This is a genomic window from Solimonas soli DSM 21787 (assembly GCF_000474945.1).
GTDB lineage: Bacteria > Pseudomonadota > Gammaproteobacteria > Nevskiales > Nevskiaceae > Solimonas > Solimonas soli.
The window spans coordinates 265,469-287,877 of record NZ_AXDW01000004.1; the positions used below are offsets into that span (position 1 = coordinate 265,469).

General features: G+C 70.4%; 18 protein-coding genes and 3 tRNA genes. 12 read left to right on the top strand and 9 right to left on the bottom strand.

Annotated features, from left to right (window positions below; all coding sequences use genetic code 11):
* Positions 1–3 precede the first annotated feature (3 nt).
* The 9 genes from K344_RS22795 (at position 4) to K344_RS0103900 (ending at position 6,576) form a co-directional block, all read left to right on the top strand.
* Positions 4–360: a hypothetical protein gene (locus K344_RS22795; RefSeq protein WP_028079570.1), complete on the top strand. Its 357-nt coding sequence runs from the start codon at positions 4–6 to the stop codon at positions 358–360.
* 126 nt (positions 361–486) lie between these two features.
* Positions 487–1,800 carry an isocitrate lyase gene (gene aceA / locus K344_RS0103865; RefSeq protein ID WP_028079571.1) on the top strand — a complete coding sequence of 438 codons (1,314 nt, stop codon included), beginning with the start codon at positions 487–489 and terminating at the stop codon, positions 1,798–1,800.
* A 172-nt stretch (positions 1,801–1,972) separates the two neighbouring features.
* On the top strand, positions 1,973–2,716 hold the full coding sequence (locus K344_RS20055) for an SRPBCC family protein (RefSeq protein WP_051361853.1): 744 nt from the start codon (positions 1,973–1,975) through the stop codon (positions 2,714–2,716).
* 121 nt (positions 2,717–2,837) lie between these two features.
* Positions 2,838–3,494: a UvrY/SirA/GacA family response regulator transcription factor gene (gene uvrY, locus K344_RS0103875; RefSeq protein WP_028079572.1), complete on the top strand. Its 657-nt coding sequence runs from the start codon at positions 2,838–2,840 to the stop codon at positions 3,492–3,494.
* 137 nt (positions 3,495–3,631) lie between these two features.
* On the top strand, positions 3,632–5,440 hold the full coding sequence (uvrC, locus tag K344_RS0103880) for an excinuclease ABC subunit UvrC (RefSeq protein WP_028079573.1): 1,809 nt from the start codon (positions 3,632–3,634) through the stop codon (positions 5,438–5,440).
* Positions 5,441–5,484: 44 nt separating this feature from the next.
* On the top strand, positions 5,485–6,063 hold the full coding sequence (gene pgsA, locus K344_RS0103885; protein WP_028079574.1) for a CDP-diacylglycerol--glycerol-3-phosphate 3-phosphatidyltransferase: 579 nt from the start codon (positions 5,485–5,487) through the stop codon (positions 6,061–6,063).
* A 73-nt stretch (positions 6,064–6,136) separates the two neighbouring features.
* Positions 6,137–6,212 (top strand) — tRNA-Gly (locus K344_RS0103890).
* A gap of 80 nt (positions 6,213–6,292) precedes the next feature.
* Positions 6,293–6,366, top strand: a tRNA-Cys gene (locus tag K344_RS0103895).
* Positions 6,367–6,489: 123 nt separating this feature from the next.
* Positions 6,490–6,576, top strand: a tRNA-Leu gene (locus K344_RS0103900).
* A gap of 182 nt (positions 6,577–6,758) precedes the next feature.
* On the opposite strand, the gene K344_RS0103905 is transcribed toward K344_RS0103900, so the two are convergent.
* The 3 genes from K344_RS0103905 to K344_RS0103920 all read right to left on the bottom strand — a co-directional run bounded on the left by K344_RS0103905 (position 6,759) and on the right by K344_RS0103920 (position 9,105).
* Complete coding sequence (locus tag K344_RS0103905; protein ID WP_028079575.1) at positions 6,759–7,163, bottom strand: SWIB/MDM2 domain-containing protein; 405 nt, start codon at positions 7,161–7,163, stop codon at positions 6,759–6,761.
* 349 nt (positions 7,164–7,512) lie between these two features.
* A complete protein-coding gene (locus K344_RS20060) occupies positions 7,513–8,613 on the bottom strand; it encodes an AI-2E family transporter (protein WP_043113691.1) in 1,101 nt (366 codons plus the stop codon).
* 147 nt (positions 8,614–8,760) lie between these two features.
* On the bottom strand, positions 8,761–9,105 hold the full coding sequence (locus K344_RS0103920; RefSeq protein WP_157622741.1) for a hypothetical protein: 345 nt from the start codon (positions 9,103–9,105) through the stop codon (positions 8,761–8,763).
* Between the two features lie 257 nt (positions 9,106–9,362).
* Here K344_RS0103920 and K344_RS0103925 point away from each other — a divergent pair, with 257 nt between their 5' ends.
* A complete protein-coding gene (locus K344_RS0103925; protein ID WP_028079577.1) occupies positions 9,363–10,454 on the top strand; it encodes an ATP-dependent 6-phosphofructokinase in 1,092 nt (363 codons plus the stop codon).
* Positions 10,455–10,467: 13 nt separating this feature from the next.
* Here the strand turns inward: K344_RS0103925 and ppsA are convergent, their stop codons facing one another.
* The 6 genes from ppsA to K344_RS24265 all read right to left on the bottom strand — a co-directional run bounded on the left by ppsA (position 10,468) and on the right by K344_RS24265 (position 18,367).
* Positions 10,468–12,909 carry a phosphoenolpyruvate synthase gene (ppsA, locus tag K344_RS20065; RefSeq protein ID WP_051361854.1) on the bottom strand — a complete coding sequence of 814 codons (2,442 nt, stop codon included), beginning with the start codon at positions 12,907–12,909 and terminating at the stop codon, positions 10,468–10,470.
* A 15-nt stretch (positions 12,910–12,924) separates the two neighbouring features.
* Complete coding sequence (gene glgA, locus K344_RS20070; RefSeq protein ID WP_051361855.1) at positions 12,925–14,451, bottom strand: glycogen synthase GlgA; 1,527 nt, start codon at positions 14,449–14,451, stop codon at positions 12,925–12,927.
* A 129-nt stretch (positions 14,452–14,580) separates the two neighbouring features.
* Positions 14,581–15,162, bottom strand: a complete 582-nt coding sequence (locus tag K344_RS0103940) for a nitroreductase family protein (protein WP_028079578.1) — start codon at positions 15,160–15,162, stop codon at positions 14,581–14,583.
* A gap of 31 nt (positions 15,163–15,193) precedes the next feature.
* A complete protein-coding gene (gene mgtA, locus K344_RS20075; protein ID WP_245586101.1) occupies positions 15,194–17,767 on the bottom strand; it encodes a magnesium-translocating P-type ATPase in 2,574 nt (857 codons plus the stop codon).
* 47 nt (positions 17,768–17,814) lie between these two features.
* Positions 17,815–18,120, bottom strand: a complete 306-nt coding sequence (locus K344_RS22800) for a TraR/DksA C4-type zinc finger protein (protein ID WP_157622742.1) — start codon at positions 18,118–18,120, stop codon at positions 17,815–17,817.
* Positions 18,121–18,157: 37 nt separating this feature from the next.
* Positions 18,158–18,367: a hypothetical protein gene (locus K344_RS24265; protein ID WP_169729230.1), complete on the bottom strand. Its 210-nt coding sequence runs from the start codon at positions 18,365–18,367 to the stop codon at positions 18,158–18,160.
* A 178-nt stretch (positions 18,368–18,545) separates the two neighbouring features.
* Between K344_RS24265 and K344_RS0103960 the strand changes: the two genes are divergently transcribed.
* Both K344_RS0103960 and rbbA read left to right on the top strand, forming a co-directional pair.
* Positions 18,546–19,706, top strand: a complete 1,161-nt coding sequence (locus K344_RS0103960) for an HlyD family secretion protein (RefSeq protein ID WP_169729231.1) — start codon at positions 18,546–18,548, stop codon at positions 19,704–19,706.
* Positions 19,703–22,405, top strand: a complete 2,703-nt coding sequence (gene rbbA / locus K344_RS0103965; protein WP_028079581.1) for a ribosome-associated ATPase/putative transporter RbbA — start codon at positions 19,703–19,705, stop codon at positions 22,403–22,405. Before K344_RS0103960 ends, rbbA begins: the two co-directional genes overlap by 4 nt.
* Positions 22,406–22,409 lie beyond the last annotated feature (4 nt).

A 22,409-nucleotide genomic window follows, 5' to 3' on the forward strand; every position in this document is an offset into this window, starting at 1 on the left:
GCCATGCTCCGACGCTGGTCCCGCATTCTGCCAGTTCTCGCGCTCGCGCTGGCGTCGTCCGCCACGCGCGCGACCGCCGGCGAAAGCGCGACGGCAACGGCCCTCGACGCCCATCGCGCGCGCCTTGCGCAGAAGCGCGAGCAGCAGTTCCGCGCCGCCGACCGCAACGGCGACCGCGCCCTGTCACGCGAGGAGCTCGCGGCCAGCGATCTGCCGCGCGTCCTGCTGCGCCGCTTCGACGACATCGACACCGATCACGACGGCAGGCTGAGCCCGGAAGAATTGCAGGCGCTCGAGCAGCGGCAGATCGACGCGGCGATCCGACCGAATACAGTGGCCGGAGAGACAGCCACCCCCTGATGCGTGGGATGCTGCGTCGCAAAATAGCGCGCGCTTATAATTCCGCGCCCAAAAATCGGGCTGGATCCGCGGCGACGCAGCGCTCGCCGGCGGGTCGCGAAATTCACATCTCCAGGAGTGTTCCAGATGACACTGTCACGCGACGAGCAGATCAAGGCCCTCGAGAAGGACTGGGCCACCAACCCCCGCTGGAAGAACGTCAAGCGCAACTACAGCGCCGCCGACGTGGTCCGTCTGCGCGGCTCGCTGAACGTCGAGTACACGCTCGCCAAGCGCGGTGCCGAGAAGCTCTGGAAGCTCGTCAACGGCGAAGCCAAGAAGGGCTACGTCAACGCCTTCGGCGCGATCACCGCCGGTCAGGCGATGCAGCAGGCCAAGGCTGGCCTCGAAGCGGTCTATCTGTCGGGCTGGCAGGTCGCCGCCGACGGCAACACCAGCGAAACCATGTACCCGGACCAGTCGCTGTACGCATACGATTCCGTGCCGACCATGGTTCGCCGCATCAACAACACCTTCAAGCGCGCCGATGAAATCCAGTGGTCGCGCGGCATCGAGCCGGGCTCCAAGGAATTCATCGACTACTTCCTGCCGATCGTGGCCGATGCCGAAGCCGGTTTCGGCGGCGTGCTGAACGCCTTCGAGCTGATGAAGAACATGATCGCCGCGGGCGCCGCGGGCGTGCACTTCGAGGACCAGCTCGCCGCCGTCAAGAAGTGCGGCCACATGGGCGGCAAGGTGCTCGTCCCGACGCAGGAAGCGATCGAGAAGCTGGTCGCCGCGCGCTTCGCCGCCGACGTCATGGGCGTGCCGACCATCGTGCTGGCCCGTACCGACGCCGAAGCCGCCAACCTGCTGACCTCGGATCACGATCCGAACGACAAGCCGTTCCTCACCGGCGAGCGCACGCAGGAAGGTTTCTACCGCGTCAAGAACGGCCTCGAGCAGGCGATCTCGCGTGGCGTCGCCTACGCGCCATATGCCGACCTGGTGTGGTGCGAGACGGGCGTGCCGGACATCGGCTTCGCTCGCGAGTTCGCGCAGGCCGTGCTCGCCAAGAACCCGGGCAAGCTGCTCAGCTACAACTGCTCGCCATCGTTCAACTGGAAGAAGAACCTCAATGATGCGCAGATCGCCAAGTTCCAGGACGATCTCTCGGCGCTGGGCTACAAGTACCAGTTCATCACCCTGGCCGGCATCCACATCAACTGGTACAACACCTTCCAGTTCGCGCACGCCTACGCCCGTGGCGAAGGCATGAAGCACTACACCAACATGGTGCAGGAGCCGGAATTCGCGGCGCGCGAGAAGGGCTACACCTTCGTCTCGCACCAGCAGGAAGTCGGCGCCGGCTACTTCGACGACGTCACCACCGTGATCCAGGGCGGCTCGTCCAGCGTCAAGGCCCTCACCGGCTCGACGGAAGAGGAGCAGTTTCACTAACGAAGCGAGCAGCGTGGAGGGCCCCGCGCGCAGCGCGGGATCCTAGCGTCGCGAGTCTTCGTGTTGAAACCCGGGAAGGGCCGCCTCGCGCGGCCCTTTTCTGTTTTGCGCGCCATGAAGCGGCAGCGCCGGGTGCTAGCATCGCGAGCCGCGCAATTCAGGACTGGAACGCATGCGTCTTCTCAAGGGTCTGATCATCCTCACGGTGGTGGTCGCGGCGCTCGTCGTCGGCATCGGCCTGCTGCTGCCGGACCGCGCGCACGTCGAGCGCTCGATCACGGTCCGCGCCAAGCCGGCGACGGTCTACGTCGCGCTCGACGGCTTCAAGCGCTTCACGCAATGGGCGCCGTGGACGCGGCTCGATCCGGACACGCAGTACCGCCATGACGGCCCGCCCTGGGGCGTCGGCGCGAAGATGACGTGGAGCAGCGATCAGCCGAGCGTCGGTCACGGCAGCCAGGAGATCGTCGAGGCCGTGCCCTATGCGCGAATCCGCAGCCGCCTCGTCTTCAGCGGTTTCGACAGCGAGAACTATTCGACGCTGACGATCCGCGCCGACGGCGAGGGCAGCGTGGTGAGCTGGGCCTACGACGCGACGTTCCACGGCAATCTGCTCGGCCGCTTCTTCGCGCTCAAGCTCGACGACTGGGTCGGCAAGGACTACGAGCAGGGTCTCGCGAACCTGCGCGCGATGGTCGAGCCGCTGGCCGATCTCGGCGACGACCCGCTGGCGCGCATCGAATTCGCGGAGCCGACCGCCGGCGGCGCGTATGCGCTGCGCATCCGCCCGGAGGAGGGCGCGCGCGCCGAGTCGGCGGCCGCCGCACTCGCGGCCTTCGCCACCGTCGCCGGGCTCGACAGGGACGGCGAGCCGATCCGCGCCACGCCGACGGGAGTCCTGCAGTTCGTGCACTGAGGCGTCGGCATGGTACTGGTTTGCCCGGACAAGCGCCTGGCATGCCTGGACAGGCGGTCTCGGAAAGTTTGCCGACGCAGGGGCGATACGCTCTATCATTGGGAATATCCGGGAGGGAGTGATGATTCGAATCATGCTGGTGGACGACCACCGTCTGGTCCGTGCCGGCCTGCGCCGCGTGCTGCAGGAAACAGCCGACATGGAAGTGGTGGCCGAGGCGAGCAGCGGCGAGGAAGCGCTGGAGCTCGTGCGCAACCAGGCTCCCGACGTGGTGCTGATGGACATCAACATGCCCGGCATCGGCGGCCTCGAGGCGACGCGCCGCATGATCCAGCGCAACGCGGCGATCAAGGTCATCGTCGTGTCGATGCACCTGGAGGAGCCGTATCCAAGCCGCATGCTCGCCGCCGGCGCGGCCGGCTACATCAGCAAGGACTCGGCGGCCGACGAGGTCGTCGCCGCGATCCGCCGCGTGCACAGCGGCGGCCATTACGTGGCGGCCGACGTCGCCGGCAATCTCGCCGCCAGTCTGGTCAAGGGGCCGGGCGGCGCGTCGCCGTTCGACCAGCTCTCGCAGCGCGAGACGCAGGTCATGCTGATGGTGACCAAGGGCTATTCGACGCAGGAAATCTCCGACCGCCTGCATCTATCGCCGAAAACGGTCAGCACCTATCGCTACCGCCTGTTCGAGAAGCTCAACGTCTCCAACGACGTCGAGCTGACGCGCATGGCCATGCGCTACGGCCTGCTCGAGGACAAGGCCGAACCGCCGGCCTGAAAAGCGCTTAACCACAGATTGCACCGATTCCACCGAAGCAGGATGCGGAGCCGCACAAAAGATCGGTGAAATCTGTGTAATCTGTGCTGGTCTTTTGCTTAGGCCTGTGACGGCGCCGCGTGGCGCCGTTTTCATTGATGTCCGAATCCTTCGACCACCGCAGCTTCCTGCAGCAGCTGACCACGCAGCCCGGCGTCTATCGCATGTTCGGCGCCGGCGACGAGCTGCTGTACGTCGGCAAGGCGCGCAATCTCAAGAAGCGCGTCGGTTCGTATTTCCTGCGCGCCAGCGGCAATCCGCGCATCGAATCGATGGTCTCGCAGATCCGCCGCGTCGAAGTGACGGTGACGCGCACCGAGGACGAGGCGCTGCTGCTCGAAGCCAACCTCATCAAGGAGTTCGGGCCGCGGTACAACGTCATGTACCGCGACGACAAGAGCTATCCCTACGTGCGCTTCTCGGCGCACCGCTATCCGCGCATCAGTTATTACCGCGGCGCCAAGCAGGCCGGCGAGCGCTACTTCGGGCCGTTCCCGTCGGCCGGCGCCGTGCGCGAGACGCTCAACACCCTGCAGAAGCTGTTCCAGCTGCGGCCCTGCCGCGACAGCTTCTTCGCGCACCGCGACCGGCCCTGCCTGCAGCACCAGATCAAGCGCTGCTCGGGGCCCTGCGTCGGCCTGGTCAGCGAGGAGGACTATGCCCGCGAGCTGCGCAACGCCGCGCGCCTGCTCGAAGGCAAGGCCGACGAACTCGCCGACGAACTCGGCGTGTCGATGCAGGCCGCCGCCGATCGCCTCGACTTCGAATTGGCGGCGCGCGTCCGCGACCAGATCGCCGCGCTCAAGCGCGTGCGCGAGAGCCGCGTGATCAGCGGCGGTGCCAACGATCTCGACCTCGTGGTCGTCGCGCCGCACGCCTCGACCAGCTGCGTGGTGGTGATGAGCGTGCGCGACGGCGTCAACCTCGGCCATCGCAGCCATTTCCCGCGCCACGCCCCCCACACGCCGCCGGAGGAACTGCTGGAGAGCTTCATCAGCCAGCATTACCTCGAGCAGCCGGCGCCGGCGGAAATCCTCGTCAGCCACGCGGTCGACGAGCAGGAGCTGCTCGAGGAGGCGCTCGGCCAGCGTGCCGGCCGCAGGATCACGATCGGCCAGCCGCAGCGCGGCATCAAGCGCAGGCTGCTCGACATGGCGCTCAACACCGCGACCCAGGCGCTGTCGACGCGCCTGGTCGAGGCGGCGAGCATGGACGAGCGCCTGATCGAGCTGCAGCGCGCGCTCGATCTCGAGCAGCCGCCGCGGCGCCTCGAATGCTTCGACATCTCGCACACCATGGGCGAGAAGGCGGTCGCCTCCTGCGTGGTGTTCAACGAGGAAGGGCCGCTGAAGAGCGCCTACCGCAAGTTCAACATCGAGGGCGTCACGCCCGGCGACGACTACGCGGCGATCAAGCAGGCCGTGTCGCGGCGCTTCGCGCGCGTCAAGAGCGCCGAGGTGCAGGCTCCCGACGTGCTGTTCATCGACGGCGGGCAGGGCCAGCTGAACGCCGCGCTCGAAGCGCTCGACGAGCTGGAAATTCACGACCAGCGCGTGGTCGCCATCGCCAAGGGGCCGACGCGCCGGCCGGGACTCGAGGAGCTGATCCTGCCGGAGCGCGAGTTGCCGCTGCAGCTGCCGCCCGATTCGTCGGCCCTGCACCTGATCCAGCGCATCCGCGACGAGGCGCACCGCTTCGCCATCACCGGCCATCGCGGGCGGCGCGACAAGGCGCGCCTCAGCTCCGGTCTGGAAGCGATCGAGGGGCTCGGGCCGGCGCGCCGCCGCGCGCTGCTCAAGGCCTTCGGCGGGCTCGCGCAGCTCAAGCGCGCCGCGGTCGACGACCTGGCGCGCGTCGAAGGCGTGTCGCGCACGCTCGCCGAGCGCGTCTACGCGCACTTCCATTGATTCGGTACTATCGCGGCATCGCCACCCGCGAAGGAACGTAAACGGTGCGACTCAACCTGCCGCTGGTCCTCACGCTGCTGCGCGTCGCGGTGATCCCCGTCGTCCTCGGCCTGTTCTACGTCTCGTGGCCGCACGCCCGGCAGATCGCCTGCGTGCTCTACGCCGCCGCCGCGATCACCGACTGGCTCGACGGCTACCTGGCGCGGCGCTGGAAGCAGACGACGCGGTTCGGCGCCTTCCTCGATCCGGTCGCCGACAAGCTGCTGGTCGCCGTGTGCCTGGTGATGCTGCTGCGCGACGCCTACGTGCAGAACGCGCCGGCCGACCTGCTCGGCGTGCTGGTCGCCATCATCATCGGTCGCGAGATCACCATCTCGGCGCTGCGCGAATGGATGGCCGAGCTCGGCGCGCGCACCAGCGTGGCGGTGAGCTGGGTGGGCAAGTGGAAGACCGCGGTGCAGATGACGGCGATCGGCATGATGATCTGGCAGATCCCGACCTTCGGCCTGCCCTGGTACGACCTCGGTTACTGGCTGCTTTTCGTCGCGGCGGCGCTCACCATCTGGAGCATGGTCATCTACCTGCGCGCCGCCTGGCCGATGATGCGCGAATCCGACGTCTGAGCCCTTGCTGAAAAAATGACCTAATGAATTGCTTGACTTAGCGTCACCTCCCAGTAAAATGCGCGTCCTCGATGCGGGAATAGCTCAGTTGGTAGAGCGCAACCTTGCCAAGGTTGAGGTCGCGAGTTCGAGCCTCGTTTCCCGCTCCAGATCGCAAACCCCGGCGGTGTAGACCACGGGGTTTTTTAGTCTGAGCCGTCGCTGGCACGCGCGGCTGTTTCGACCACGGGGCTGGGTGGCAGAGTGGTCATGCAGCGGACTGCAAATCCGCGTACGCCGGTTCAATTCCGACCCCAGCCTCCATTTTTCGCAAAGCGAAAAATGGAGACTTCAGCCTCGCCTGGTTTTCCAGACCCCCGCGAAGCGCCGTGCGCTTCGTCGCCCCTGACCCGGGGGGGCTGGTAGAGTGTGCTGCGATTCCTCTGTGCCCGAGTGGCGAAACTGGTAGACGCAAGGGACTTAAAATCCCTCGACCTCGCGGTCGTGCCGGTTCGATCCCGGCCTCGGGCACCAGCCTGGTCCGTGCTCTGCCCGCATCCCCGAACGTCGCGCACGGACATCGGCGCCGGCGATGTCGTTCGCCGGCGGACTGCGTATCCGGCTTTGAAAAGCCGGGGCAGGAGACGAGTCCCGCCCACGGGCGAGCGAGAGTGCGACACAAGCCCGCTGCCTGCGTCGCCACTCCGGACCAGCGTTCAGCCGCTGATGTGCTTGCTGACCAGTGCGGTCATCTCGAACATGTTGACGCTCGACTTGCCGCCGAAGACTTTCTTCAGCTTCTCGTCGGCATTGATCTGACGCTTGTTGGTCTTGTCCTGCAGGCCGTTCTTCTTGATGTAGGCCCAGAGGTTCTTGGTGATCTGGCCGCGCGGCTGAGCCTTCGCGCCGACGATCTCCGCGAGCACGGGGCTCGGCGTCATCGCCTTCATCAGTGCGGCGCTCGGCTTGCGCTTGGCCTTCACCTTCTTCGGTGCAGCCTTCTTCGCCACCTTCTTGGCGGGTGCTTTCTTGGCAGCGGCCTTCTTGGCCGGAGCCTTCGTGGCAGCGGCCTTCTTGGCCGGAGCCTTCTTCGACGCAGACTTCTTCTTCGCGGTCGCCATCCCAACACTCTCCTCAAAAACCCGATATGGGTGGCCATATCCTAGGAGAAGTGCAACTGCAACGCTATTGGAATCGTCATGTCATCGGCGTCCGGCGTGCCTGGGGACGTTCGCATGATCGCGAACGCCTCCGCCATCGGCGCCCGCCGGACGCGCAGAGGACTTCGCCGGCGGCCATGGCGCCCCTGCGGGGGAACCGCGCGCCGCACGCGGCGGCGAGGACGCCGGCGCCCTGTACGCCGTCGTGGCAAGGCTGTCTCGAGGGCGCCGCGCCGAAGCGATGGGCCCGCGCTTCAGGCCGACAGCTTGCCCGACCGCGCCCGTGCGCGCGTCATACGGCGAGGGGCGCTTACGCTCGCGTGCGCGCCGTCCGCGAATCGGCGCCGAGCAGCTCGGCGAGCGATTCGAGGCCGGACACGCGCTCGCAGATGGCCATGATCGCCATCATCACCGGAATGCCGAGCAGCAGGCCGGGAATGCCCCACAGCCAGTTCCAGAACAGCAGGGTGATGAAGGTCGCCACGGCGTTGATGCGGCCGACGCGCTCGGTCAGCCACGGCACCATGCCGAGCCCGACCAGCCCGGCGACGGCGAGCGCGCTGCCGCCGACCACGGCGGCGAGCTGCGCGCTGTTGAATTGCAGGTAGGCGAACATCGCCGAGAGCAGGACGACGAAAGTCGAGCCGATGTAAGGCACGAGATGCAGGATGCCGGCGGCGACGCCCCACAGCACGGCGTTGTCGAGGCCGACGATGGCGAAGATGAGCCCGGTCGCGACGCCGACGAGGGCGCTGGTGCCGAGCTGGATCAGCAGGTAGCGCTGAATCTGCTGATCGATCTCGTCGAGAATCTGCACCGTCAGTTTCTTCTCGCGCAGCGACGTGCCGCTGATGCGCACGAGCTTGCGCTTGAACGAATGGCCGGAGATGAGCAGGAAGTAGCTCAGCGCCAGCACGACCGTCGTCTCGCCCAGCGCCTTCAGGGTCGCGCCGGTCGCCGAGAGCACGTGCGAGCGCAGATTGGGCGGCGGCGGCGCGTTGGCGGCGGGCGCGGCGGGCAGGGCCGAGCCGGCGGCGCGCTCCAGCGCCTCGGCCGCCGCGGTGAGCTTGCGGATCGCGCTGGTGCGATCGAGCGCGGTGTTGTGCAGGAGGCGGCCGATCCGCTGCGTGGCCTGCGGGATCGTGTCGAGCAGTCCGGTGGCGCGGGTCTGCAGCATGGCCACGGTGAAGGCGATGAGCGCGACGAGAAAGGCGAGCGACAGCGCCGCACCGATTGCCTCGGGGATGCGCAGGCGTCGTTTCATCGCGCTGACCAGCGGCATCAGCGCATAGCTCAGCGAAATGGACAGCGTGATCGGAATCAGCACCTCGGCCGCCAGCTTGAGTGCGGCGACGACGCCGAGCACGGCCAGCACCGCCAGCGACATGCTGCGCACGTCGACGGTCGCCATGGGGAGCGTCGACGCGACGTCGCCGTCGCCGGCGCTAGACGATGACCGGGCCGCGGGCATGACGCACCCTCCTGCGCGTGGACGGGCGGCGGCCCGGGCGATCTCCACGTGGCGATTGCGGCGGGATTCGAGGCATTGCCGCTGCGCTCAATCCCACCGCGCCGCGCCGCGCGGCCGTGGCTCGGCGACGCTCCACTGCGTCCGCGCGCTCCACGCCCAGCACTGGCCGCAGTGCTCGCAACTGAACTCATGAATCGAATCGTCGCCCGAGCGCGCCTCCGCATTGCGCACGCCGAGCTTGCGCAGGGCCGGGTGCCGGAAGGCCGCGGTCGTGGTCCAGGCGAGATCGCAGCAATCGGCGCAGGCGTCGGCGGCGAGGCGGTGGTGGCGCGGCCGGGCGGCCTGCTCATCCTGCACCGCGGGCGGCGCCTCGACCGCCTCGCAGGCGGCCGCACGGCGGCGGCCGTGCGGCAGCGTCAGAATCTCTCGCATCTTCGCAATCACCATCGCAGGGCCGCCACGTTCCGTGTGGCGGCGACACGTCCGGCATCACTGCCGCGCGCGACGACAATGCCCAGCGATCGCTGAAGCGGGTGTGAACCGCCGGGCCGGCGGCGCGGATCGGCAGGCGCGCGTGGCCCGCACGCCGGCGTCCGCCTGACGCGCATCAAGGTGCGCACGCCGCCGATCGGTGATGCTACGGTGCCGCCAGAGCGGCCTGCCTCTTGGCCGAAACAGGGAGCGATGCGATGGCAAACGGCGCCGGCTTGCGGGTGGGTGTGTTGACCAGCGGCGGCGATTGCGCCGGTCTCGATGCCGCGCTGCTCACCGTCGCGCGCGGCGCCGGCGCACGCGGCTGGCGGCTGTTCGGCATCGAGGACGGCACGCTGGGCCTGCTCGCCCAACCGCCGCGGTGCGTCGAGCTCGACGGCGCGGCGCTGGATACGCAGATGCTGCGCCGCGGCGGCAGCTGCCTGGGCACGGTGAGCACGGGCGATCCCCTGCATTTCCCGCTCGCCGACGGCAGCTGGCGCGACCGCAGCGAGGAATTCATCGCCGGCGTGCGCGCGCTGCGGCTCGATGTCCTCATCGCCATCGGCGGCGACGGCTCGATGCGCATCGTCTCGGCACTGTGCGAGCGCGCGGCGCTGCCCATGGTCGGCGTGCCGAAGACCATCGACAACGACGTGCGCGGCACCGAGACCACGATCGGCTTCGCCACCGCCGTGCAGTGCGTCAGCGACGCGCTGGACCGCCTGCAGTCGACGGCCGCCAGCCATCATCGCGTGCTCGTGCTCGAGGTCATGGGCCGCGAGGCCGGCCATCTCGCCCTGCATGGCGGCATCGCCGGCGGCGCGGATCTCATTGCCGTGCCGGAGCTGGGCCTCGATCTCCAATGCGTCGCCGCCGATCTGCGCCGCTGCCTTGCCAGTCCGCGCCGCTACGCACTGGTGGTGGTCGCCGAGGGCCTGGCGGCAACGGTGCGCGCCGCGCGCCGCGAAGGCGAGGGCACCGGCGCCTGGCTGGCGCGCATGATCGAAGGCGCCTGCGACTGCACGGCGCGCGCCACGGTGCTCGGGCATCTGCAGCGCGGCGGTGCGCCCTGCGCGCAGGATCGCCTGGTCGCCACGGCGCTGGCGGCACACGCCGTCAGGCTGGTGGAGGAGGGACGTTACGGCCGCATGGCCGCCTGGCAGGACGGCCGCCTGAGCGACGTGCCGATCTCGCTCGCCGCATCCGGCCCGCGCGCCCTGGCGTCCGACGATCCGCGCATCGATCAGGCGCACCGCCTCGGTATCTCGCTGGCCGTTCCGCGCGGCGCCGCATCGCCGGCGGCCTGAGGCCGGCGCCGTCTCAGCCGCCGCCGCCGGCGGCGACGGCGAGACGGACGCCCGGCGCACCGCGCTCGCGCGGCGTCTGCACCTCGGTGGCGGCGATGTTGCACTTCACGGCGAGGAAGCTCGACGGGTTGATCGAGATCGAATCGATGCCGGCCTGCACGAGAAACTGCGCGAAAGTCGGATGCGCGCTCGGCGCCTCGCCGCAGAAGCCGACCGTGACGCCGGCGGCATGGGCGCGCGTGACCACGCTGCGGATGAGCTCGAGGACGGCGGGGTTGCTCTCGTCGAACAGCGGCGCCAATTCCGCCGAATCGCGGTCGATGCCGAGCGTCAGCTGCGTGAGATCGTTGCTGCCGATGGAAAAGCCGTCGAAGCGCCGCGCGAAGTCCTCGGCAAGGATGACGTTCGCCGGAATCTCGCACATCACGTAGATCTTCAGCCCGTCGACGCCGCGCTGCAGGCCGTACTTGGCCATTTCGGCGAGCACGCGGTCGGCCTCCTCGGGCGTCCGGCAGAACGGCACCATCACCATCACGTTGCGCAGGCCGATCGTGTCGCGCAGCCGTTTCAGCGCGCGGCATTCGAGCGCGAAGGCTTCGCGATAGCGCGGCGAGTAGTAGCGCGAGGCGCCGCGAAAGCCGATCATCGGATTCTCCTCGCGCGGCTCGAAGCTCGCGCCGCCGATGAGATTGGCGTACTCGTTGGTCTTGAAGTCGGACAGCCGCACGATGGCCGGCTGCGGATGGTAGACCGCGGCGAGCCGCGCGAGGCCGCTCGCCAGGCGTTCGACGAAATACTCCGCGCGGTCCGCGTAGCCCTGCGTCAGCGCGTCGATCTCGCGGCGCGCCGCCTCGTCGCCGACGCGCTCGGGATGCAGCAGCGCCATCGGGTGGATCTTGATCGCGTTGCTGATGACGAATTCCATGCGCGCGAGGCCGACGCCGTCGGCCGGCAGCCGCCACCAGCGAAAGGCTGCGGCCGGATCGGCGAGATTGAACATCACGTGCGTGCGGGTCGCCGGCAGGCGCTGCAGCGGCACTTCCTCGGCGACGATCTGCGCGCTGCCCTCGTAGACGTGGCCGATGTCGCCTTCGGCGCAGGACACCGTCACCCGCTGGTCGCCGCGCAGGCGTAGCGTCGCGTCGCCGGTGCCGATCACCGCCGGCACGCCCAGCTCGCGGCTGACGATGGCCGCGTGCGAGGTGCGCCCGCCGTGATTGGTGACGATGGCCGCCGCCTTGCGCATGATCGGCACCCAGTCCGGATCGGTGTTCTCGGCGACGAGAATCGCGCCGTCCGGAAATTTCTCGACGGCGTGCGGATCGCGCACGATGCAGATCGTGCCGTTCACCGCCGACTCGCCGACGGCGACGCCCTGCGCGAGCAGCGCACCCTTCTTCTCGACGCGATACGACTTCTGCGTGCGCCCGCTGTGCCGCGACTGCACCGTCTCGGGACGCGCCTGCACGATGTAGAGCGCGCTGCTGATGCCGTCCTTGGCCCATTCGATGTCCATCGGCCGGCCGTAGTGCCGCTCGATGGCGCAGGCCCAGCGCGCCAGCTGCAGGATCTCCGCTTCGTCGAGCGCGAAGCGGCTGCGCTCCTCGGCACTGGTCGGCTCGGTCCGCGTCGCGCCGCCGCTGCCTTCGGCCAGCACCATCTTGATCGCCTTGGCGCCGCGCCGGCGTTCGAGGATGGGCAGGCAGCCGGGCTCGTCGAGCAGCGGCTTGAACACCATGTATTCGTCCGGATCGACCTGGCCCTGCACGACCGGCTCGCCGAGCCCCCAGGCGGCGTTGATGCGCACCACGCGATCGAAGCCGGTCTCGGTGTCGAGGGTGAACATCACGCCGGAGCTGCCGACGTCGGCGCGCACCATGCGCTGCACCCCGATCGACAGGGCGAGCTGCAGATCGTCGAAGCCGCCTTGCCGCCGGTAGGCGATCGCGCGGTCGGTGAACAGCGAGGCGTAACAGCGGCGGCAGGCGTCGAGCACGGCGTCGGCGCCGCGCACGTTGAGGAAGGTCTCCTGCTGCCCGGCGAAGCTCGCGTCGGGCAGATCCTCGGCGGTGGCGCTGGAGCGCACCGCCACGGCCGGCTCGCCGCCGCTCGCGTCGCCGAGCCGCTGGTAGGCGGAGCGGATCGCCGCTTCCAGCTCCGCCGGCCAGCGCGCGGCGAGGAAGGCGGCGCGTACGGTTTCGCCGGTCGCCGCCAGCGTCGCGGCGCCGGCCGTCCAGGCGTCGAGGCTGCGCCGGATCAGCGGCTCGAGCGCGTTGGCGCGCACGAACAGGCGATAGGCGTCGGCGGTCGTCGCGAAGCCGCCCGGCACGCGCACGCCTTGCGCGGCGAGCGTGCGCAGCAACTCGCCGAGCGCGGCATTCTTGCCGCCGAAATGGCGGACGTCGGTCGCTTCTTCGAGCGCGACCGCGTAGACCGGCACGGGGGTGGTATTCATGACGTCTCCATGGGTTCAGGCCACGCGCACCGGCGCGCGGGCCTCGCGGTACAGGGTCTGGTACTGCCGTGCGGAATTGCGCCAGCCGGAATCGCGGCGCATGGCGCGCTCCTGCAGCGCGTCCCAGGCGCCGCAGCGCGCCGCGTAGACGCCGAGCCCGCGATGCACGGCGGCGGCGAAATCGGCGCCGTGCGCCCGGTCGAACACGAAGCCGGTGCCCTGCGCGGCGCTGGCGCCGTGATGATCGACGACGCTGTCGGCGAGCCCGCCGACGCGGCTGACGACGGGGATCGCGCCGTAGCGCATCGCATAGAGCTGCACGAGGCCGCAGGGTTCGAAGCGCGAACCGTGCAGCAGCAGATCGGCACCGGCGTGCAGGCGATGGGCCTGCGCCTCGCGGTAGCCGATGCAGACGGCGAGACGCCGCGGATGTTCGGCGGCCAGCGCGCGGAAGCCGCGTTCGAGCTCGGCGTCGCCGCGCCCGAGCAGAGCGAACTGCAGACGCGGATGGCGTTCGAGCAGCGCCGGCAGCTCGTGCAGCAGGGTGTCGGCCATCTTCTGCGTCGTCAGCCGGCTGGCGAAGGCGGCGAGCGGCGCGTCGGCGTCCTGGCGCAGGCCCAGCTCCGCCTGCAGCTGGCGCTTGCAGGCGCGCTTGCCCTCGCGGTCCGCCGCCGAGTACGGCGCCGCCAGATGCGGATCGACGGCCGGATTCCAGACGCGTTCGTCGATGCCGTTCATGATGCCGACCAGCGCCGCGCCGCGTGCCGCGTAGAGGCCGTGCAGTCCGGCGCCGAACGCCGGCGTCTGGATTTCGCGCGCGTAGGTCGGGCTCACCGTGGTCAGGCGATCGGCGTAGCGGGCGCCGGCCTTGAGCAGCGAGCAGCGTCCGTAGAATTCCGCGCCGTCGCAGCCGAGCGCGGCCTCCGGCACGCCGAGTTCGCGCGCGGTCGGCAAGGCGATGCAGCCGTGAAAGGCGGCGTTGTGAATGGTGAAGATGGTCGCCGGACGGGGTTCCGGCGCGAAGTGCAGGAGCAGCGGCACGAGGCCGGTATGCCAGTCGTGTGCGTGCACGACCTGCGGACGCCATTGCTCGGCGTTGTCGCCCATCGCCAGGCGCACCGCGGCATGCGACAGCGCCGCGAAGCGCTGGGCGTTGTCGGACCATTCCGTGCCGCCGGCATCCGCGTAGAGGGAGCCGTCGCGCGCGTACAGCGCCGGGCAGTCGAGCAGCCAGACCGGGATTGCCGTGCCCGGCAGGCGGCCGCGCAGCAGGCGCGCATCGACGCCGGGCAGCAGTCCGGGAAGCGCGATGTCCGTCTGCGCGTCGGCGAGCTGGGCGAGCGCGCCCGGGTAGGCCGGCATGAGCAGGCGCACGTCTTCGCCGGCTTCGTGCAGCGCCTGCGGCAGCGCGCCGCAGACGTCGGCGAGACCGCCGGTCTTGGCCAGCGGCTGGATCTCGGCCGCGACGAACAACAGGCGGATCGGCTCGCGCTCCGGGAGTGCACGGCTGTGACGGGCGGCGGCGAGGCTGCTGACGGACATGAACGGTGTTCCGGTGATGGTCGATCCTAGGACGCGGTCCGCGCGATCGGCCTTGACGCAGGTCATGGCCGCCGGCGCGCGGCGCGGCCGTCGAGGGGTATCGGCGCGGCCTGTGCCGCGCCGCCGGCGCTATTCGAGCGCGACGAGCCGGTCCTCCATCCAGTGGATGTCGGCGGCGCGCCGCGACGAAGGCGCGGCCGCCGCCGCCGCATGTCCGAGCACGATCGGCAGCAGCGGCCGGTGCGTGCGCGCGATGCCGAGCAGGGCCTTGCTTTCGGGCAGATCGAACCAGGGGACGGCGAGGCCGATGCAGCAGCTGCCGAGGCCTTCGGCGCAGGCGGCGAGCATCAGGTTCTGCGCCGCCATGCCGCAGGCTTCGCGGGCCCAGGGCTCGTCCGAGGTCGCGCTGATCACGACCAGCGCCGGCGCGCCGTAGAAGATGTCGCACTGCTCGTCGAGCAGGCTCGGCATCAGGCGCGGCAGCGGCGAATCCGGCGGCAGGTGGCGCAAGAGGTGATCGCGCGTCTCGTGCGCGATGTGTTTGAGCAGCGGCCGGTCGATGGTGGCGCTGAAGGCCCAGGGCTGCGCGTTGTGGGCGCTCGGTGCGCGCACGGCGGCGGCGACGAGGCGTGCGATGCATTCGCGATCGAGCGCCTCGCCGGTGTAGGCACGTACGGCGCGCCGCTGCTGGATCGCCTGCAGGATGTCCATGTTCGCTCCTCGTGTCGGCGTCGATGCGGGTTCAGGACTGGACGGCGTGCCGCGCGTCGGCGAGCGCAGGCATCGCCGCCGCGCCCGGCGCGCCGAGGCCGTGGTGCGCATACAGCGGCCGCTTCACCAGTTCGGAAACCAGCGCGTAGAGGACGGAGATGGCGAGCACCGTGGCGAGCAGCGGCCAGGGCAGCGGGACCAGGCCGAACCAGCGGCCCGGCACGGCGTAGGGCAGCAGCAGCGCGATCGCGGCGACCGCCAGCGCGCTGCCGAGTACCGCGCGCGACGGCCGGCCGCGCCAGAACGGCCGGTAGCTGCGCACCACGAAGATCACCAGCAACTCGGTCAGCAGCGACTCGACGAACCAGGCGCTGCGGAAGCGTTCCGGGGTCTCGCTGAAATGCAGCAGCACGGCGAAGGTCAGCATGTCGAAGGCGGTGCTGACCAGGCCGAGCACGACCATCACGCGGCGCACCAGGGCGATGTTCCAGCGGTGCGGCGTGTCCTCCCAGGCGCGGTCGACGCGGTCGCGGGCGATGCTCATCGAGGGAATGTCGGACAGCAGATTGTTGAGCAGGATCTGCTTGGCGAGCAGCGGCAGGAACGGCAGGTACAGGCTCGCCAGCGCCATGCTCACCATGTTGCCGAAGTTGGCGCTGGTGGTGACGAACACGTACTTGAGTGTGTTGGCGAAGGTGTGGCGCCCTTCCTCGATGCCCTCGCAGACCGCGTCGAGGCCGTGTTCGAGCATCACGAAGTCGGCGGCCTCCTTGGCGACGTCGGTCGCCGAATCGACCGAGATGCCGGCGTCGGCGGCGTAGAGCGCGGGTGCGTCGTTGATGCCGTCGCCGAGGAAGCCGACGGTGTGGCCGCGCTTCTGCAGGGCGCGGATGATGCGTTCCTTCTGGTTGGGATCGACCTCGGCGAACAGCGTCGTCGCGGGCGCGCGCTGCCACAGCGCCTCGTCGGTCATCGCCGCCAGCTCGGCGCCGGTGACGAGCGCGTCGCCACCGATGCCGACTTCGCGCGCGACGTGCGCGGCGACGTGGCGGTTGTCGCCGCTGATGATCTTGGTCCGCACGCCGAGCGCGCGCAGGCGCGCCAGCGTCGCCACCACGGCGGGATCGGGCGGATCGAAGAACAGCAGGAAGCCGCACAGCGTCAGCGCCGCTTCGTCGTCGTGGCCGTAGTGCTCGCGCAGCGGCAGCGCGCGGCGCGCCAGCGCCAGCACGCGGTAGCCCTGCGCGCTCCAGTCGGTGAAGCGCGCATCGAGCGCGGCGCGCGCCGCGGCATCGAGCGCCACGCCATCGCCGCCCGCCGCCGCATACTGCGTGCAGACCTCGAGGACCTCGGCGACCGCGCCTTTGACGACGAGCAGCGCCTGGGCGCCGTCGCGCACCACGACGCCGAGGCGCTTGCGCACGAAGTCGTAGGGAATCTCGTCGAGCTTGAGCTGGGCGTCGACCGTCTGGCCGGCCTGGCGCGCGCTGTTCACCAGCGCCTCGTCAATCGGATTGCGCAGGCCGGTCTGCAGCGCGGCATTGAGGTGCGCGAGCCGCAGCACCTCGGGATCCGCGCGGCCCTGCGTGTCGAGGGCGCCGTCGAGTTCGATCACGCCGCGCGTCAGCGTGCCGGTCTTGTCGACGCACAGCACGTCCATGGCGCCGAGATTCTCGATCGCGTTGGGATGGCGCACGATGACGCCGCGCCTGGCCATGCGCTGCGCGCCGCGCGACAGCGTGATGGCGACGATGGCCGGCAGCAGCTCCGGCGAGATGCCGACCGCGAGCGCCACCGCGAACAGCAGGGTCTCGGTGCCATGCCGGTGCATCAGCAGGTTGGCGGCGATCACCGCGACCAGCACCACGACCATGATCTGCAGCAGGAGCCGCCCGAGCTGGCGCAGGCCGCGCTCGAAACTGGTCTCCGGCGGCCGCAGCGTGAGCCGCTGCGCGATCTCGCCGATCGCCGTGTGCTCGCCGCTGGCCACGATCAGCACGCGCGCCGTGCCGCTGCGCACCGAGGTGCCGCGAAACACGCAGTTGAGCCGCTGCGCGAGCGTCGCCGTCGCCGCGCAGGGGCCGGGCCGCTTCTCGACCGGAAAGGTCTCGCCGGTGAGCAGGGCCTGGCTGACGAAGAAGTCGCGGGCCTCGAGCACGATGCCGTCGCCGGGCACGAGACTGCCGGCCGACAGCAGCACGACGTCGCCGGCGACCACGGCGTCAGCGGCCATTTCGCGGGCGACGCCGTCGCGCAGTACCGTGGCGCGCGCCGCGACGCGTGCGCGCAGGCGTTCGACGGCGCGCGAGGCGCGCAGTTCGTCGGCGGCGCTCAGCGCGCTGCTGAGCACGACGATGGCGAGCACGATCGCGGCGTTGAGCCAGTCGCGGCCGAGCAGCGCCGAGGCGGCGCCGAGCACGAGGATCAGTTGCAGCGGACTGCGGAATTGCGCGACGAGCGCGCCGGCGTAGCCCGGTGCGTGGCGGGCCTGCCGCGACGGGTCCGCCCGGCGGCGCGTCGCCGCCTCGCCGCCGAGGCCCTCGGGCGTGCTGTCGAGCAGGGTGAACAGGCGCGCCGCCGGCAGCGACCACCAGGCGGCCGGCACGCCCTTGTCCGCCGCCGGGCGTGCACCAGGACGCGCGGCGTTTCTGTTCAGCCGCAGGAACGACATCGCGTCGACTGCGGCGCTTCCTGCAGACGCTCCGCTTCGATGGGGCGCCCGCAGATCTCGCACTCGTCGCCGACGCCGCAGTTGAGCCGGGCGAGCGCGTGGTAGATCGACTGCAGCCGCGCCCGCAGCTCGCCGGCGTCCTCATGCACCAGACGGCCCAGCAGGCCGTCGCAGGCCGGCGTCACGCACGGCGCCTCGCCGCTCGTGCAGGCGAGGCTGCGGTTGAGCGTCGAGGCGAGCTGCTCGAGGCGCAGGTGGCGAGGATTGAATTCGGCGGGCATGGACATGGCTACCTCCGCGACGGCGCGCGAGCGATGCGTCGACTCACGGTTCGTCGTCGCCGTCTTCGATCAGTTCCCAGCGCACATGCCGACCATGGTCGACCCGTTCGCACTGCAGGATGAGGTCGGCGCCGCAGTACGGACAGTGCGCTGCCGCACCATCGACAGCGTGCGCCGCTTCGATCGGCACTTCTTCGGCGCATTCCGGGCACGGCAGCCGGCTCGGTGGCGCACTTTCGATGGGATCCTGCATACGAGCCTTCCTTGCCTTTGGTGAGCGCGCCGCACGTGCGCATGCCGACCCATGCAGGATGCTGGGCGACCGCGCATCACGCCTTGACGCAGGTCATGGCGAGGCGTCGCCCCGGATCGCCATGCTTGACGGCGTGCGGCGCTCTTCGTGCGTCCGGTATCGAACCCAGGCAACGAGCATGGATCAGACAATCGTGGCGCTGCGCGCCGTGGCGGATTCCACCGACGGCGCATCGGCGGCGAGCCAGACCCCGGACCGGCGCGGCCGCCTGCGCGAGCTGCTGCGGACGCGCTGGTGCCCGCTGCTCGCCGCCTGCGTCGCGATCCTGATCATCGCCGTCGTGCTGGTGCCGCGCGCCTTCGCGCCGGCGCAGGCCGATGGCGTGGTCGGCAGCAACGGCCGTCTCGAAGCGCAGCCGGTCGATGTCACCGCCAAGAACGGCGGCCGCATCGCCGAACTGCTGGTCGACGAAGGCGATGCGGTGGCCGCCGGCCAGATCCTGGCGCGCATGGATGTGCGCGCCGAACGTGCGCAGCAGCGCGAGGCCGAGGCGCAGGGCCGGCAGGCGCTGCGCGCGCGCGAGTCGATGGAGGCCGCGGTCGCGCAGCGGCACAGCGCCGCGGCGAGCAGCGAAGCGCTGCTCGCGCAACGGCGCAGCGAACTCGATCTCGCCGAGCGCAACGCGCGCCGCTCGACGGCGCTCGCGGCATCCGGCGCGGTGTCGGTGCAGCGCGCCGAGGAAGACCGGTCGCGCCTCGATACGGCACGGGCGGCGCTCGACGCGGCGCAGGCGCAGCGCGCCGAGGCGCAGGCCGGCGTGCGCGCGGCCGAGGCGCAGCGGCTCGAAGCCGATGCCGCAGTCGAGGCGGCGGCGGCGCAGGTCGAACGCCTGCAGGTGCAGATCGACGACGGCACGCTGCGCGCGCCGCGCGCCGGCCGCATCCAGTATCGCGTCGCGCAGGCCGGCGAAGTGGTCGCCGCCGGCGGCAAGGTGCTGAGCCTGGTCGACACCAGCGACCTGTACATGAACATCTTCCTGCAGCAGCGCGACGCCGACCGCCTCGCCGTCGGCGACGAGGGGCGCATCGTGCTCGATGTCGCGCCCGACGCACCGATCGCCGCGCACATCGCCTTCATTTCCGACGTCGCGCAATTCACGCCGAAGTCGGTGGAAACCGCCGATGAGCGCGCCAAGCTGATGTTCCGCGTCAAGGTTCGCGTCGACGCCGCGGCGCTGGCGCGCGGCGCCGATCGTCTGCGCAGCGGCGCGCCGGGCATCGCCTACGTGCGCGTGACGCAGCGCGAATGGCCGGCGCAGCTGCAGACCGGCGCGCGGTGAACGCCTTGCCGCCGGCGGCGAGGCTGTCGGGCGTCACGCAGCGCTATGGCACGGTGCAGGCGCTCGATCGCGTCGACCTCGAACTGCGCGGCGGCGAACTGCTCGGCCTGATCGGCCCCGACGGCGTCGGCAAGTCGACGCTGCTCGGTCTGGTCGCCGGCGCCACGCGCCTGCAGCAGGGCCGGCTCGACGTGCTTGGCGGCGATCTGAGGTCGGCGCGCCATCGCCGCCGCGTGTGCCCGCGCATCGCCTACATGCCGCAGGGCCTCGGCCGCAATCTCTACGCGACCCTGTCGGTGTTCGAGAATCTCGACTTCTTCGGCCGCCTGTTCGGCCACGATCGCGCGACGCGTGAAGCGCGCAGCGCCGCGCTGTTGCAGGCGACGGGGCTCGCCGCGTTCGCCGACCGGCCGGTCGGCCAGCTGTCCGGCGGCATGAAGCAGAAGCTCGGTCTGTGCTGCGCGCTGATCCACGATCCGGACCTGCTGATCCTCGACGAGCCGACCACCGGCGTCGATCCGCTCTCGCGGCGCCAGTTCTGGGAACTGCTCGCCGGCATCCGCGCGCAGCGGCCGGCGATGAGCGTATTGGTGGCGACCGCGTACATGAACGAGGCGGAACGCTTCGACCGCCTGGTCGCGCTCGACGCCGGCCGCGTGCTGGCGAGCGGCACGCCCGCCGAACTCAGGTCGCGCTGCGGCGTCGATACGCTGGAGGCCGCCTTCGTCGCGCTACTGCCGGCCGCGCGGCGCCGCGAGAACCGCCGCATCGAGACAGGCGCGCCGATCGACGGCGCCGCGGAGATCGCCATCGAGGCGCGCGGGCTGAGCCGGCGCTTCGGCGATTTCACGGCGGTCGACGGCATCGATCTGCAGGTGCGGCGCGGCGAGATCTTCGGCTTCATCGGCTCCAACGGCTGCGGCAAGACCACGACCATGAAGATGCTGACCGGACTGCTGCCGGCCTCGTCGGGCAGCGCGCGCCTGTTCGGCCGGCCGGTGACGGCCGGCGATCTCGCGGCGCGTCGGCGCGTCGGTTACATGTCGCAGGGCTTCTCGCTGTACGGCGAACTCAGCGTGCGCCAGAACCTGGCACTGCACGCGCGCCTGTTCCACGTGCCGGCCGAGGAAATCCCGGCGCGCGTCGCGGCGATGGCGCAGCGCTTCGATCTCGCCGACGTGCTCGACGCGCTGCCGGTCGCGCTGCCGCTCGGCCTGCGCCAGCGGCTGTCGCTCGCCGTGGCCCTGATCCACCGGCCGGATATCCTCATCCTCGACGAACCCACCTCCGGCGTCGATCCGCTGGCCCGCGATCTGTTCTGGGCCGCCATGTTCGAGGTCTCGCGCCGCGACGGGGTGACCATCTTCGTGTCGACGCACTACATGAACGAGGCCGAGCGCTGCGATCGCGTCGCGCTCATGCATGCCGGCCGCGTGCTGGCCAGCGGCGCGCCCGCCGCGCTGGCGCGCGCCAGCGGCGCAGCGAGCCTGGAGGAAGCGTTCATCGCCCGTCTCGGCGCCGTGGTACCGGAGATCGCGCAAGGCACGCTGCCGGTCGCCGCACGCACGCGCCGACCGCGCACGGTGGGCCTGCTGCGCCTGCTCAGCTACGCGCGGCGCGAGGCGCTGGAGCTGAGCCGCGATCCGGTACGCTCGCTGATGGCGCTCGGCGGCAGCGCGCTGCTGATGATCGTCATGGGTTTCGGCCTCAGCATGGACGTCGACGACCTGCCGTACGCGGTCCTGGATCGCGACCAGAGCGTGGCGAGCCGCGACTATCTCGCCGGCTTCGCGGGCTCGCCGTACTTCAGGCAGCAGCCGCCGCTGCAGGATCACGCCGAGCTCGACGCGCGCATGGCGCGCGGCGAGCTCGGCGTGGCGCTGGAGATTCCCGAGGGCTACGGCCGCGACCTCGAAGCCGGCCGCCGGCCCGCGATCGCGGCCTGGGTCGACGGCGCGATGCCGCAGCGCGCCGAGACCATCGAGGCCTATGTCGAGGGCCTGCACGCGCAGTACTGGAGCGCGCTCGCCGCCGAACGCGGCCTGCGCGCGGCCGCGTCGCGCGTCGAGCCGCGCTTTCGCTACAACCCGCAGCTGCGCAGCCTCAATGCGATGGTGCCGGCGGTGATCCCGCTGCTGCTGACCTTCATCCCGGCGATGCTGACCGCGCTCGGCGTGGTGCGCGAGAAGGAGCTGGGTTCGATCGCCAACTTCTACGTCACGCCGGTCAGCCGGCTCGAGTTCGTGCTCGGCAAGCAGCTGCCGTACGTGGCGCTCGGCATGCTCAACTTCCTGTTGCTGACGGCGATGGCCGTGACGCTGTTCGCGGTGCCGCTGAAGGGCAGCCTGCTCGCGCTCGGCGTCGGCGCGCTGCTCTACGTCATCGCCACCACCGGTCTCGGCCTGCTGATGTCGACGTTCATGCGCAGCCAGGTGGCGGCGATCTTCAGCGTTTCGGTGGCGACGATGCTGCCGGCGATCCAGTTCGGCGGCCTGATCAATCCGGTGTCTTCGCTGGAGGGCGCGGCCGCGCTGATCGGCCGCGTCTATCCGACCAGCCATTTCCTCACCATCAGCCGCGGCGTGTTCGCCAAGTCGCTGCAGCTCGGCGATCTGTGGTCCTCGCTGTGGCCGCTGCTGCTGACCGGTCCGGCGCTGATCGCGCTGTGCACGCTGCTGCTGCGCAAGCAGGGAAGCTGAGGCG